10 protein-coding genes are annotated in these 14,484 nt (G+C 67.4%); 7 read left to right on the forward strand and 3 right to left on the reverse strand.

The window, feature by feature from the left end:
• Positions 1–1,299 (forward strand): AarF/ABC1/UbiB kinase family protein, encoded by a 1,299-nt coding sequence (locus tag IBX18_RS06390; RefSeq protein ID WP_194832805.1) that lies wholly within the window; start codon positions 1–3, stop codon positions 1,297–1,299.
• Here IBX18_RS06390 and IBX18_RS06395 read toward each other — a convergent pair.
• The gene (locus tag IBX18_RS06395; protein WP_194832806.1) at positions 1,286–1,939 is read right to left on the reverse strand and encodes a PQQ-binding-like beta-propeller repeat protein; all 654 of its coding nucleotides are present in this window, start codon (positions 1,937–1,939) and stop codon (positions 1,286–1,288) included. The two genes, IBX18_RS06390 and IBX18_RS06395, sit on opposite strands and share 14 nt — an antisense overlap.
• A gap of 66 nt (positions 1,940–2,005) precedes the next feature.
• On the opposite strand from IBX18_RS06395, the gene IBX18_RS06400 reads away from it, so the two are divergent.
• From IBX18_RS06400 to IBX18_RS06425, 6 genes are all read left to right on the forward strand, one after another.
• Positions 2,006–2,704, forward strand: coding sequence for a crotonobetainyl-CoA--carnitine CoA-transferase (locus IBX18_RS06400; protein WP_228540566.1), 699 nt, complete (start codon positions 2,006–2,008; stop codon positions 2,702–2,704).
• Between the two features lie 33 nt (positions 2,705–2,737).
• Complete coding sequence (locus tag IBX18_RS06405) at positions 2,738–4,057, forward strand: aminotransferase class V-fold PLP-dependent enzyme (RefSeq protein ID WP_194832808.1); 1,320 nt, start codon at positions 2,738–2,740, stop codon at positions 4,055–4,057.
• A gap of 15 nt (positions 4,058–4,072) precedes the next feature.
• Positions 4,073–4,945: a class I SAM-dependent methyltransferase gene (locus tag IBX18_RS06410; protein WP_194832809.1), complete on the forward strand. Its 873-nt coding sequence runs from the start codon at positions 4,073–4,075 to the stop codon at positions 4,943–4,945.
• Positions 4,946–4,950: 5 nt separating this feature from the next.
• Positions 4,951–6,081, forward strand: a complete 1,131-nt coding sequence (locus IBX18_RS06415; protein WP_194832810.1) for a PLP-dependent aspartate aminotransferase family protein — start codon at positions 4,951–4,953, stop codon at positions 6,079–6,081.
• Positions 6,078–6,992, forward strand: coding sequence for a homocysteine S-methyltransferase family protein (locus IBX18_RS06420; RefSeq protein ID WP_194832811.1), 915 nt, complete (start codon positions 6,078–6,080; stop codon positions 6,990–6,992). The genes IBX18_RS06415 and IBX18_RS06420 overlap by 4 nt, the downstream gene beginning before the upstream one ends.
• 392 nt (positions 6,993–7,384) lie before the next feature.
• Positions 7,385–8,083, forward strand: coding sequence for a winged helix-turn-helix transcriptional regulator (locus IBX18_RS06425; protein WP_194832812.1), 699 nt, complete (start codon positions 7,385–7,387; stop codon positions 8,081–8,083).
• 12 nt (positions 8,084–8,095) lie between these two features.
• Here the strand turns inward: IBX18_RS06425 and IBX18_RS06430 are convergent, their stop codons facing one another.
• Both IBX18_RS06430 and IBX18_RS06435 read right to left on the reverse strand, forming a co-directional pair.
• On the reverse strand, positions 8,096–8,575 hold the full coding sequence (locus IBX18_RS06430) for a thioesterase family protein (protein ID WP_194832813.1): 480 nt from the start codon (positions 8,573–8,575) through the stop codon (positions 8,096–8,098).
• 3 nt (positions 8,576–8,578) lie between these two features.
• Positions 8,579–14,482: an SDR family NAD(P)-dependent oxidoreductase gene (locus IBX18_RS06435; RefSeq protein WP_194832814.1), complete on the reverse strand. Its 5,904-nt coding sequence runs from the start codon at positions 14,480–14,482 to the stop codon at positions 8,579–8,581.
• Between the last annotated feature and the right edge of the window lie 2 nt (positions 14,483–14,484).

The following is a 14,484-nucleotide window of genomic DNA, read 5'->3' on the forward strand; positions in this document are numbered from 1 at the left end:
ATGCGAGCACGATTCGCGCTCACGCTGCGGGCGGTACGCGTCACCGGCACCGTCGTCGCGGTAGGCGTCCCCGCGCTGGTCGGTGGTTCGGTGCGCCGGTTGCGGTACGGCCCCGCTGCTGGTCGGCGGCATGTCTATCATCGGCTGGTCGCGCTGTTGATGCTGCTCGGGCCGACCTTCGTCAAGGCGGGACAGGTGCTCGGTACCCGCCGCGATCTGCTGCCGCCCGCGCTGTGTGACGAGCTGTCGCTGTTGCAGGATTCGGTCGCGCCCCTGAATGCGGCGCAGACCGCGGTGGCGTTGGCCGAGGCCTACGGCGCCGAGGTGGATGACGTGTTCGCCTCGGTCGATCCGCGACCGGTCGCGTCCGGCAGTGTGGCGTCGGTGTATCGGGCGCGGTTGCACTCGGGGCAGGATGTCGCGGTCAAACTGCGCAGGCCCGGTATCGAACGGACCATGTCCGAGGATCTCGCGCTGATCCGGGGCGGCGCGGGATTCGTCGCGCGGCTGCCGGTCTTTCGCGGCGTGCCGGTCGAGGAGGTCGTCGCGAATATGGCGGGCGCCATCCTCGGGCAGCTCGACTTCGAGCGGGAGGCCGACAATCTGCGGCGGCTGCGCAAGAACCTCGCCGAGGTGCCGCGGGTCTGGGTGCCGAAGGTCTATCCGGAGGCGTGTCGGCCGCGGTGCATCGTGATGGAGTTCATCCCGGACCTGGCGGTGGGCACGGCCGATAGTTGTTCGCCGGTCACCCGTCGGCGCTTCGCGGCGTCCGGGATGGCGGCGATGTATCAGATGCTGTTCGTAGACGGATTCGTGCACTGCGACATGCATCCCGGCAATCTCTACTTCACGCGCAGCGCCCAGGTCGTGGTGCTGGACGCGGGCTTCAGCGTCCAGCTCACCGACCGGCTGCGGCGCCTGTTCGCCGAGTTCTTCATGAACATGGCGATCGGACGCGGGCACCATGCCGCCGAGATCGTCATCCGGAGCGCGGCCAGGGTCGCTGAGGACGCCGATCTCGAGGGCTTCACGGTGCGGATGGCGGATCTCGTGGAGCGCAGCCACGGCCAGCCCGCCAGCGAGTTCAGCCTGATCGCCTTCGCCATGGAGATGTTCGACCTGCAGCGCCGCTTCGGGATTCACGCCGCGCCCGAGCTGATCTTCCCGCTGTTGTCCCTGTTGGTGATCGAGGGGACCATCCGGGAACTCGATCCGAACATGGATTTCCAGGAGGCGGCCAAGCCGCAGCTCATGCGCGGCCTGTTCGGTACCGACGGCGGGCGTCCTACGCTCGGTTGACCAGCACCGAGTCGAGCTCGACGGCGCGAAATGCGCGGGCGGGGAAGTCGCAGTACCAGAGGTGACGGCCGTCCCAGGTCATGCCGGTCGGGTGGCCGGGGACGCGGAACGAGCCGACCGCGGCACCGGTCTGCGCGTCCAGCGCTCGGACCATCGAGTCGTCGAAGTCGCCGTGCAGCACCATGCCATCGGCGTAGGTAAGGCCCGAGGGGGACTCGCCGCCCACCGGGTATTCGCGTTCGATCTCCATGGTCGCGTAGTTGCGCAGCTGTACCACGGTCGGGCCGCGCAGGCACATCCACAGCCCCTCCGGGCCGAATTCGATCCCGGTCAGCCTGCCACTGGAGGGCAGCACCGCCTTCTCGCCTGCGGATTCCCCGGTTTTCGGGTCGATGAGCAGGAGCCGTTTGGGCCGGCCCCCGACCTGGACCAACCGCGTGCCGTCGTAGCCGAGGTCGGCACGGACGCGGGCGCAGCCCCAGGAGCGAATGACCGTTCCGTCGGCCGGGTCGATGGCGAAGATCGTCCCCGCGTCCTGGTCGGAATGCCACAGCATCGAGCCGTCCCAGGTGAGCCCGCACAGGTAAGCGGTGGGCGCGGGCAGTGTTCTGGCGACGGGTGCTGATTCGCAGTAGGTCATCTCGGCCTCTCCTGACCTGGCGGCAATCTAACTTCAAGAATATATTGTGAACTAGAGGTGATGCTGATGGAAACCGATCTGGCCGATCTTGCGCAGGCGTACGTCGATCGCCACCGGCCCGCGAACGGATACCGGATCCCCGCACCGGCGTCATACACGCTCGACTGGGACGAGGACTACTGCCGTCGGGTAGCTGCGTACTTCGAGCAGGCCCCCCGACTGGCCTACGACGCATCCCTCGCTCAGCGCTACGACCGGTTCAAGCGGGAGAACCTTCAGCAGTACCAGGTGGTCGTCGATGCGGGAATCACGGTGCGGCCGTGGCTGGCTGCGGGCCAGCCCTACCGGCGCTCGGCCGAGCTGCGTGCGTCCGTGCGGAAAGCCGGTGAGCTGTACATATACCTGACGAGTTCCGGCCATGGTCCGGTGCTGGACAACGAGTTTCACCCGATGCTGGAACCGTCCGGCATCGTGGTCGACGGCGTAGCGCTCAGCCACAACGACGTGTTCCGGGTCGTGCACGACGTCTTCGGGCATGTGCTGTCCGGGCGCGGGTTCTCCGCTCGCGGCGAGTTCGAAGCCGCCTTCTGCCACATGGGGATGTACTCCGCCGACGTTCATCCGGTGCTGTTCGCCGAGCAGATCGCCCAGATCTGCTGGTTCTTCTTCGGCCCGCGCGCGCACGAGCGCCGGTACCCGCCGCAGAAGGTGTTCGAGTTCCCCGGTCACTATCTCGCCGAGTTCCGGAAACTGTTCAAACTCTAGGCAAAAGTAGCTTCATTTAGATATGGTGATCTTATGACTGATCTGGTGAGTAATGGGAAGATCAGCACTTCGACACTGGGGGAGTCGGTCCGGCAGGACTTTCCCATCCTGGCGCGGCGCTTCGGCCCGAATCCGTTGGTCTACCTGGACAATGCGGCGACCTCGCAGAAGCCGCGCGCCGTGCTCGACGCGCTCGTGAATTACTACTGCGACGTCAACAGCAATATCGGCCGGGGCTACTACCAGCTCAGCATGGCGGCCACCGATGCCTATGAAGCGGCACGCGACAACATTCGACGCGCGATCAACGCGGAGCACGCCGACGAAGTGATTTTCACCCCCGGCACGACCGCGGCCGTCAACCTCCTCGCCGATACCTTCGGCCGAGCCACCGTGACTGCCGGCGACCAGATCGTCGTCACCGGTATGGAGCACAACTCCAACATGCTGCCGTGGCGGAGGCTGTGCGAGACCACCGGCGCCGAACTCGTCGTCGTTCCGGTCGGCACCGAGGGGCGCGTAGCGATCGACCGGTTCGCCGCAGCGCTCGGACCTCGGGTCAAGCTCGCCGCCGTCGCGCACGTGTCCAACGTGCTGGGCACGGTCAACCCCGTTCGGGACATGATCGGCGAGGCGCATCGGCACGGCATTCCGGTGCTGGTCGACGGTGCTCAAGCGGTACCGCACCGGCCGGTGGATGTCCGCGACCTCGACGCCGACTTCTACTGCTTCTCCGGGCACAAGATCTACGGTCCGATGGGCATCGGCGTGCTGTACGGCAAGCGGGAGTTGCTGTCCCGGCTCGAGCCCTACCAAGTGGGTGGCGGCACCGTGAAAGGCGTGACCCTCGAAGAGCCCGTCGCCTACGTTCCGGTGCCGGCCCGGCTCGAGGCGGGCACGCCGCACATCGCCGGAGCGATCGGACTGGCCGCGGCGTTCGATTATGTGCAGCAGCTCGGGTGGGACGAAATCCAGCGTCACGACGACCTTCTGGTGTACGCCGCTATCGAAGCGCTGCACAGCATTCCGCGAGTTCGTATTCTCGGTGACCCGGCGGCCCAGCCGAGCGGGATCGTCTCGTTCGTCGTCGACGGCATCCACCCCTACGACGTCGGCGGCCACCTGGATCGGCACGGTGTGGCGGTGCGCAGCGGGGTGCACTGTGCCAACGTCTTCATCGATACCTTCGGCGAAGTCGGCACCGTTCGCCTGTCGTTCGCGGTGTACAACACCGAAGCCGAGATCGATCTGGTCCGGCGCGCACTGACGACCGTGCAGCCCGGTTTCTGGACCGCGGAGCATCCCACCGAACGGTTCCTGGCGACCGATCCGGCCACCCAGAACCAGCATTGACGGGACAGGTGTGCCATGACGACTGCCGAATTCGATCCGGTGAGCTTCAAACGGACGCAACGCGCCAACTGGAATGCGATCAGCGCAGGCTGGCTGTCCTGCTCGGACGACTTCGAAACAGGTGGCGCACCGGTGACCGCACGGTTGCTCGAACTCGGCGGCGTGCGGCCGGGTCATCGGGTGCTCGACGTCGGCACCGGCACCGGGGAACCGGCGCTGTCCGCCGCCGCCGTCGTCGGCGCGACCGGAGCGGTCACCGGGATCGACCTCGCCCCGGACATGATCAGCCGGGCCCGGGAGAAGGCTCGCGGGCTGGAAAATATCGAATTCGTCGTCGGTGACGTCGAATCGCTGTATTTCCCCGCCGCGTCGTTCGACGTCGTGCTCAGCCGGTGGGGCTTGATGTTCGCGGTCGATCACGTCGAGATGTTCCGGACACTGGCGCGGGTGCTGGCGCCTGGCGGCACGCTCGCCGCCGCCGTATGGGCCGCTCCCGGGTCGGCAGCGCCCATGATGTCCCTCGGCTTCCAGGTGATCGCAGGCCGGCTCGAACTACCACCCCCGCCACCGGGTGCGCCCGGGCCGTTCAGCATGGGCGACCCGGCGGAGGTCGGCGCCGAGTTGACGAAGGCCGGTTTCCGCGAGGTCGAGGTGACCGCGTTCCGGGTGCCGTTCGTGCTCGAATCCCCGGAGCGCTTCATCGAATTCAACAAGGTGGTCATTCCGCCCGGCCTGAAAATGCTGCTGCGGGAGCGATTCGGCAGTGCCGACGATCCGGCGACCTGGGCGGCAGTGGGCAAGGCCGCCGAGCCCTACCGCACGTCCGGCGGCAAGGTCGCCCTGCCGAGCGAGGCCTTGCTGCTGCGGGCCGTCGCGCCGATCGGCTGATCGTCATGCGCTTCGACACCAGACTCGTGCACAGCGGGCAGCGGCCGTCGCCCGGCACCGGTGACATCGTGCCGCCCATTCATGTCGCCACCACCTACGACCGCTTCGCGCAGGAGCCACTGCGTCACTTCTACTCGCGCGGCGAGAATCCGACCAGAGAAGCATTGGAAGAATGCCTGGCTTCGCTGGAGGACGCGCGCAGCTGCGCGGTCTTCTCCTCGGGGCAGGCGGCCGCGACCACGATGCTGTCCGTCCTGACGCCCGGCCAGCGAGTGGTCTCCTCCGATGACGTGTACGGCGGCACCTACGCGCTGTTCGGGACCTTGGGTCGATTCGGGATCCAGGTCGACTATGCGGATCTGACCGATCCGGCCGAGGTGCGCCGTGCGCTGGCGACCGACACCGCGATGGTGTGGGTGGAAACGCCGAGCAACCCGTTGCTGAAGATCACGGATGTGGCTGAAATCAGCCGGTTGGCCCATGCGCGGGGCGCGGTGGTGGTCGTCGACAACACGTTCGCGAGTCCGGCCCTGCAACGCCCTCTGGCGCTGGGTGCCGATGTAAGCCTTTACAGCACAACCAAATTCATCGCGGGCCACGCCGACGTGCTCGGTGGCGCGCTGGTGTGCGACGACGAGGCGTTGCATGCCGGATTCGTCGAACATCGGACGGTGACCGGCGGCGTACCCGGCGGTCTCGACTGCTATCTGGTGCATCGGGGCGTGAAGACGCTGTCCTTGCGCGTGACTCGCCAGACCGTCACCGCACGCTCGATCGCCGAGGAGCTGTGCGAACACCCTGCTGTCACCGAAGTTTGCTATCCCGGTCTGCCGTCGCATCCCCAGTATCGCCTGGCCGGCCGGCAGATGTCGGGACCGGGCTCGATCATCAGCTTCCGCTACCGCAGCGATCCCGAGAAACTGATGGCGCGAACGCAGCTGTTCGCCTGCGCGGTGAGCCTCGGCGGCGTGCGATCGCTGATCGAGTGCCCGGCTTTGATGACGCACCGGCCGATACCCCGTGCGGTCCGGCACGCGGCCGGCATCACCGACGACCTGATCCGGCTCTCGATCGGGATCGAGGATCCGGCCGATCTGCTCGAAGATCTGACGACTGCGCTGGAAGGTGACTCATGACGAATTCTGCTGCTACCCAAGGATTCCAGCTGCTCGACGGTGGCAACGCGAGTGAGCTACAACGCGCCGGTTTGCCGGTGCGCCCGCCGTGGTGGACCTCCGCGGCCCTGCTCACGGACGCCAATCGGCGGGTGCTGCAGTCGGTGCACGAGTCGTATCTCGCCGCAGGCGCCCAGGTCATCACGGCGAACACCTTCCGGGCAAACCTGCGTGCCCTGAGCCGGACCAAGCTCGATGACGCGGGCCGGGCATGGATTGTGCACGCCGCCGTGGGCGTGGCCCAGGCCGCCCGGAAACAGGCCGGCGTGCTCGATGCGCGGATCGCCGGCTCGATCGGACCTGTCGAAGACTGCTATCGACCGGATCTGGTGCCGTCCGACGCGGAACTGCGCGAAGAGCACGGCTGGTTGGTGCGCGAGCTTTCGCGGGCCGGGGTGGACCTGTTCCTGATCGAGACGATGAATACCATTCGAGAAGCCAGGATCGCGCTGGCGCAGGTGCTTGCCGCGGGCGGGCGGGCCTGGGTGTCGTTCGTCTGTGCCGATGACGCGACGCTGCTGTCCGGGGAGCCGCTGACCGGTGCGGTGCACGCGGTGTCCCGCGACGGTGCCGAGGCCGTTCTCATCAACTGCACCTCGCCGCACGGAACGGAAGTTGCGCTGAAAGCGCTGTGCCGCGGCCGGTCGGGGTTGATCGGTGCCTATCCGAATATCGAGGACCGGGCCGGCTTGCCCGCCTACGAACATGTCGATCGTGCGGTGCCGTCCGGGCTTGCCCCCGACGAGTTCGCGGAGCTGGTCGGCCGGTGGCGCGCCGACTACGGCTTGGACATCATCGGCGGGTGTTGCGGCACCTCTCCCGACCACCTGGCGGCAGCGAAACGGTTGTTGAGTACGGCAGTCGCGACGTGAGGCTCTGGCTCGAGATCTGGGCCGGATGCGTAGTTGCCCGCTGCGTGGCGTAGCGCAGATTACTATATATTAAGATATTCTTACCGCGGAGATGTGCTGTGGGCTGTCGGGCGACGGTCGTCCGGCATGTCCACGGCTAGGGCCGAGCGGCTCGGATGGACTCCGGCCGCGTCGGCTGCTTTCCCCTCGGCCCCCAGCGCCGAAGCGTTATTTCCGGATGGCATGAGTTCCAGCGGAGCAGGCTGCGGCCGGTCCTGTGTCACCGGTGCCGCGCCGTTAGCTCGGAAGGTACTGACTGCCGGGTAGGTTGGCCGCAGCTACCGGAGGGGAACATTTACCGTAGTATCAATGTCACTAGTAAGTTGTAGTGACCTAACATCCGAGGTGCTCACATGGGAACGAAGCGCTACGCGCAGATGTGTGCAGTCGCGGCTGCGCTCGACCTCGTCGGTGAGCGCTGGACCCTGCTGATCATCCGCGATCTGATGACCGGTCCGAAGCGGTACAACCAGCTGCTCGAAGAGACGCTGGTCGGCATCGGACCGAACCTGCTCGCGGCGCGGCTGCAGATGCTTACCGAACACGGAGTAATCCAGCGTGAGTCCGTCTCCGGTGACGGCCGTGGTGTGCAATATCGGCTCACGGCCAGCGGTGAAGCGCTCCGACCGGTGATCATCGGGTTGGCGTCGTGGGGTTTGTCGCACATCTCCTCGTACGAGCAGGACGGACTCGTCCGCTCCGAGTGGGGGCGCTTGGCGCTCGAGGCGATGATCACCGTCGGGCCGCCGCCCGACGTCGACGAGTCGTACGAGTTCCGGATCGGCGACGAAGTGTTCCATGTGCTGTGTGAGAACCGCACCGCTCGCGTTGTCGACGGATCTCCGGACGACCCCGCGCTCGTTGTCACCGCCGACCCGGAGACGTTCATCCGGATCGGCACCGAGCAGCTCGGCATCCTCGACGCGATGCTGTCGGGCAACCTGACGGTCAGCGGTGATTCGACTTCGTTGTCGCGCTGCCTCCGACTGCTCGACCTCGAGCTCAACTCGACGGCGCAGGCCGCTTCCGAGGCGCACGCCGACGTCAGCTGATTCGACCATGATTCAGTCGCCGCGGCGGCCGGCGAGCACACGCACGTCGTTGCCCAGGTGGTCGGGTTCGGCGTAGGGCTCGAGTGCGCGACGCAGACTCTCCGGTACCCGGGTCGGCTCGACCCGAGTTCCGTTGCCGCGCATACAGGCAACTCGTTGCCGACCCCGCGCCACCAGGTGTTCGGTCCCGGTCCGGTCGTCGATCTCGAGGTAGGCGAAGGCGAATTCGATCTGCGTCTGGGTGAGGTCGACCAGGGTCATCCGGATGGTGAGGCGTTGGAACGCCGTCAGTTCGGCGAAGTACTCACACTCGCATTTGATGGTGAAAAGCTTGAGGTCCCGGTTGATTTCATCGAGCACATCGGGCGCGTGCTCCACCAGGAACATCTCCCGGCAGCGGCCCTGCCAGCGGAAGTAGTTCACGAAGTAGACGTTGCCGACCAGGTTGGTTTCCTCGAAGCCGACGATGTGGGAAATCTCGTAAGAGCGCACGGATCAACCTTTCTCGGTCACCGAGAACACCACCGGCTGCTGCGGTGTCGGTGATGCCAGGGTGGTGCTGAAGGACCAGACGATGTCGGTACCGTGCCGCAGGGCCAGCCAGCCGTCGGCCGCGGCACGGTTGTCCAGGATGAGTCGTGGCCTGGTGACCGTGCCGCCGAGTTTCGTCACCGCTTCGCGTGCGCTCCACACCCGGGTCGCGGCGGTGGCGAACGACTCGCCGGTGGCCCGGCAGCACATCTGCGCGAGCGCGACACCCGAATTGCCCAGCAGGCCGGTCCATTGCGCCTGCGTGCGCTCCTGGACCGGTTCGATGTCACAGCCGACCGGGCGTGCGGCGACCACGGCGACGGTGAGACCGGCACCGTGCGAGAAGCTCGCGTGCCCGTCCGGTATCTCCGGCCGCCCGTCGGGTCGATGCCGGATCACCACCGTGCGCCCGAGCGCGGCGGCCAGCGCGCGTCGGGTGGCTTCGCGGCGGCCCGACATCCGTGGGTTGGTGTCGTCGCCCGCGACCGGTAGCTGCGCCCGTTCGCGCACGATCGCCAACTGAATCGGCGAAGGGAGCAGGCTATCGAGCCGCCGTTGTAGGTATGGACCGAGCAACTCCGGTACCCACCCGGACGGTGACGCGATCGGTGCGACCGCGGAGAGTTCGAGTGCCTCCCAGATCGCGACGACCGCGCCGTTCTCGTCGCGCACGATGACGTCGTATATGTAGGTCGATTGCTCGTGGGACCGTTCGCGCGCGGCCAAAACGACCGTCCGGACGTCGGGCGCTATCGGCAGGGACAGCACGCGTGCGACTTTCGACGGCAGCAGTGTCGAGTCGGGCACGCAGACCTGGATGGCGTGCATGAATGCGTCGCGGGCCGCCGGGTCGTCCAGCACCAGCGATTGCGGCAACATCGGGGAGAACCAGCGCTGGTCGCCGACGCGAATTCGGGCGACGCATTGTCTTGCGGCCAGCTGATGATAGTCCTCGACCGACCGAAAAATCGGTCCGTGGAACATGATTCGGTCGTAGAAGTCGGTGTCGACCGCCATGCCGAGTCCGGACGTCGTCGTGGCGGCAGTGTGCGCGAATTCGGCCAGTCGCCGGAGTGGTTCGGTCGCCGTCGATATGGCGGGAGCCGCGCCGTCGGCCGCCATGTCGTCGTGTCGGCAGACGCCGCGGAAATGGTCGACCTGAAATGCCGTGGTGTTCGACCGGATAGCCACCCGGACGGTGTCGCCCGTTCTCAGGGCAGCGACGCGGATCGTCGTGACACCCTCCGGCGCCGCGATGATCGGCCGGAGGAATTCGAGATCGTGCAACTGCACCGGGCGCTGTGCGCCGAACAGCGCGGTGGCGGCCTGCGCCATGGCCTCCATTCCCATCACGGCGGGGAACAATGCGTCGCGGGAGAATTGGTGATCGGCGAGATAGGGGTCGGTCGCCGTCGAAATGTCGGCGTCGGCGAGCAATTCGATTCCGGGGACATGCAGGCGCGGCCGCTCCAGAAACCGCAGCAGCGGAAGTTCGACCTCGTCGAATCGGATCGTCGGCAAGCCGCCGGTTCTACCGATCGCGACCACACTGGTCGGGCAGGCCGGGGTGCGGAGCAGGTCCAGCATGAGCTCGACACCCACGTCGGTGGGAATCGGCTCGATGCCGTCGCGGACAAGGGAATCCAGCACGCCGAGCCGTTCGCCCATCCCGGTGCCGGCCCAGACCGACCATTCGATGGTGAGGCACCGGCAGGTCGGCTGTTCGCCGGCGAGGGTGTCGATGGCGGAGCGCAGCCAGTCGTTGGCGATGGCGTAATGCGCTTCGCCGCGCAGCCCGGCCCGGCCGATGATGCTGCCGAAGCCGACGACCAGGCGCAGCTCGGCAGGCCGGAGCGCTCCGAGTAGGTTCCGTAGGCCGTCGACCTTGGGTGCGATGGTTCGCGCCACGTGGTCACTGGTCAATGATCCGATCGCCGCGGGGGTGTTGATGCCGGCGCCGTGCAGGATGCCGGTGATCGCACCGAGGTCGCGACGGATGGTGGCGATCGTGTCGGCGATCTGGTGTGGGTCGGTCACGTCGGCGGTGAAATAGTGTGCGGCGATACCGGATTCGCGGAGCCGGGTCATGTTCGTGGCGATATCGGGATCGTCGGCGGGGCTTCGGGCGATGAGTGCAAGCGCGCATCCGGTCTGCTTCGCCAGCGCGACAGCGCATTCGATGGTGATGCCACGAACCCCACCGGTGACCGCGACCACATCACTCGCGCCGAGCGGCAGATCGGCCTCGCCCAGCGGCAGCTCGCGAAGTATCGGTTCGGTCCGGTTGCCTGCCTTGTCGTAGTGGACTTCTCGGAAGGTGGTGGTCGCGGCGATATCGGCGCACGCCAGCCGTGCGGCGTGCTCGGGCGCCAGGCCAGCGGCTAGATGGACGACAGTCGTCCGGACTGCGGGGGCCTCCAGATGCACCGTCTTGGCCAGCGCGGCCGCGTCTCGGCCGTCGTCGACGACGACCAAGCGAGACCCGGTGTCGATCGCTGATCGAGCCGCGGAAAGCATACGGTCGATGGCGATTTCGGCCGATTCGGCCGCACCGAGCCGCAGCAGCACACCGTCGCCGAGGCGGGCGGTGTCGAGCCGGTGCTGGATGGCCGCGGTGAACCGATCGTCCTGCGGCGCGAACACCCGCCACCGCCCCGGCTCGGCACGGTCGGTGACCTGCGGCACGGAGGCGGCGACAAGGTCGATGGTGAACGGCCGCACCCAGATATCGACGCCGGTCAGCTCGTCGGCCGGCTTCGCCGGTGCGTCGTTGCGCGCCGTGTGCGCGAGGTCGTCGATCGCCTCGGCGAGCTGCGCGATCGTCGCGGTGGCGACGTTGGTGGTCGGTTCCGGTATCTCGGCGCCCAGCAGTGCGAGCGCATCCGCGACCAGCTGGGTGATGGTGATGCTGCTCAGATGCAGATCGTCGAGCGGGTGGATCTCGGGGGTGATTTCCTCGATGGGGAGTTCGACGCGCTCGGCGATCAGTCGCTGCAACGTCGGCAAGGATGAGGTGTCGTCCGCCCAGGCCGGGTCGGGTTGATCGGCCACCGCCGGCTGAGCTACCCCGTGCGCGATGGACTGCGTCGGGGGGAGGAACGAGTCGTTCGGTGCTTGCTCGCAAGGGCTTTCGATGAAAACGAACTGCTTGTCGAGCGAGATCGTCCGATTGAAGCGTTCCGCGGCGAATCCGTCCAGGTCGGGACGGGCGCCGAGGACGTAGCAGGCGGCGAGGGTGCGCAGGATCCCGGTGACGGAGTCGCCGTCGGTTTCCATTGCGACAGTGGGAATTCCAGGGCAAACATCAGCGGCCAGCGCCGACAGCGTCGAACCCGGGCCGACCTCGACGAGCAGATCGCAGGTCTGCGCGAGCTGCGACAACGCGGCGGCGAACTGGACCGGTGCGTGCACCTGGCGCTCCAGCAGGTCGGCTACGGCACAGCCGGGCTCCAGCGGGCCCGCGGTGACGGTCGAGAACAAACCGGCCCGTTTGACCTTGCCGAGGTCGATCTCATCGAGGTAGCGGCGGAACGCGTGGGCGGCGGGCGCGACCAGCGGCGAGTGGAACGCATGCGAAACCGGCAGTGTCCGGCAGCGCATTTCGGCTGCACGCGCGCTCACCAGCACCGCGTCGACGGCGTTGGTCGGCCCGGCGACCACTGTGTGTTTCGGGCTGTTGTATCCGGCGATCACCACGGGGCTGCCGTTCAGCAGGGTCGCGACCTGGTCAGCGCCCGCGAAGATCGTCGCCATGGTGCCGGGCTCGGCCGCGGCAGCGGTCTGCATAGCCCTGCCGCGGAACGCCACGGTGCGCACGAGCTCGGTTTCGTCGAACACACCCGCCCAGTAGAGCGCGGTCAATTCTCCCAGGCTGTGCCCGACGCAGCCGACGACGTTCATGCCGACGGAATCGAGCAGTCGCAAGCCGGCGAGCGAGGCCGTCACGATGCGCGGCTGCGCCTGCTCGGTGGCCGCACCTTCGGCGTGCACGCCCACCTGCTGGTACAGGTCGGCGATCACGGCGAAGCGGCGAGCGGGTGCGCCGCCGTCGCCGTGCCCGGGTGCGCCCTGCCCGGGAAACATCAGTCCGATGCGCGGAGCGGATCCGATACCCGCACTGAGGAATTGGCCGGAGCCCGGAGCGAACCGGTGCCGTTCACCGGCGGCGAGGACGTCGGCCAGTTCGGTCAACCGGTCCGCGGCCTGTCGCTGGCCGGTGGCGACCACCGCGGCTTTGATCGGTAGCCGGGCATCGATCCGGATCAGCTCGGTGGCGAGATCGCCGAGCTCAGCGAACGAACAACGCGCGGCGAGTGCGGCGACCGTGCGCAGCTCGGCTGCCAGCTCGAGGGGTGTCGCCGCGGACAATACGAACAGTTCCGCATCCTGCGCGCTGCGTGCCAGGCGGGTACTGGTCGCCCGTGACAGCGTGCGCGGTGGCTGCCGGCTCTCCAGCACGACATGGGCGTTGCTGCCGCCGAAACCCAGCGACGAGACGCCGGCCCGCCGGGGAGCCACGGTGTTCGGGTCGTGCGCGGCAATGGCCGCTTCGCCGGTGTCCGGCCATTCGAATGCGCTGTCGGGCAGCCGAAGTCGATTCTCGACGTCGCTGAGGACCGGATGGGGCCGGTCGGTACCGGTGATCGGCGGAATGGTGCCGTGGTGCACGGCGAGGGTGGTCTTGATCAGCGCCGCAATGCCGGCCGCCGCCTTCGTATGACCGATGTTGCCCTTGATCGATCCGATCGCCACCGGTGGCCTGCCCGCACTCCGCGCCGCGACCGCCGTATTGAACACCTCGAGCTCGGTTCGGTCACCGACCACGGTGCCCGCGCCGTGGCCTTCGAGATAGTCGACGGTGTCCACCCCGAACCCCGCCATCCGGTACGCGCGTTCGATGGCGCGTAGGTGGCCGTTGTGTTCGGGCCGGGTGATGCCACCACGACCGTCCGAAGAGATACCCCAGCCTGCGATCGTCGCGTATATCCGTGCGCCACGGGCGATCGCGTCCTCCTCGCGCAGCAGCACGAGGATTCCGCAGCCCTCACCCGGCCAGAAGCCGTTCGAACGCTGGTCGTACACACGCATTTCCGAGGTCGACAGGGCGCCGGTTTTCGCGAAGCCGACCAGTTCGAACGGGTCGATGGATATGTCGACACCACCGACGACCGCCGCGTCGAGGTGACCGGCGAGCATGGCGTCACCGGCCTGTGCGATCGACAAGAGCGACGACGAGCAGGCGCCGTCGACGGTGAAACCGCCACCGCCGAAATCGAAGTGGTTGCAGATGCGCCCGGCGATCGTGTTCGCCAGGCCGCCGGCCAGGCTGTCCTCGGTGATCGGTGGGAACGGCGCCTTGTAGTCCGCCTCGTACTCGTCGAGAAAGACGGCGATCTGCGCCGCGGGCCAGCCTTTGCGGTGCAGTGCGCCGGCCAGGGTGCGACGCACATAGGGCCACCGCAGGCGCATGCCCGAAGCGCGGGTCATATCGCCGGTCAGCGTGTTACCGAGGATGACGCCGGTGCGCTTGCGGTCCAGGCCTTCGCCTGCGGGAAACCCGGCGTCATCGAGCGCCGCCGCCGCGGTGTCCAAGGCGAGCCAGTGCACGACGTCGGTGGACCGAAAGGTGTTGGCGGCGACGCGATGTCTGGCCCGATTGAAGGTCCAGCCTTCGATAACCGCCGCATGGGTCGCGTAATGGCGGTCCGCCGCCGCGGGATCACTCGCGTAGTAGTCGGCCGCGTTCAGCCTGGCGGAGGGGATCGGCCGGAACGCGCGCCTGCGGGCCAGGACGTTGTCCCACAGCTGGGCTGGAGTCGCGGCGTCGGGAAATCGGCACGCCATACCGACGATCGCTAGTCGAACCATCG

It is taken from the genome of Nocardia sp. XZ_19_369, from assembly GCF_015355715.1.
Lineage (GTDB): Bacteria > Actinomycetota > Actinomycetes > Mycobacteriales > Mycobacteriaceae > Nocardia.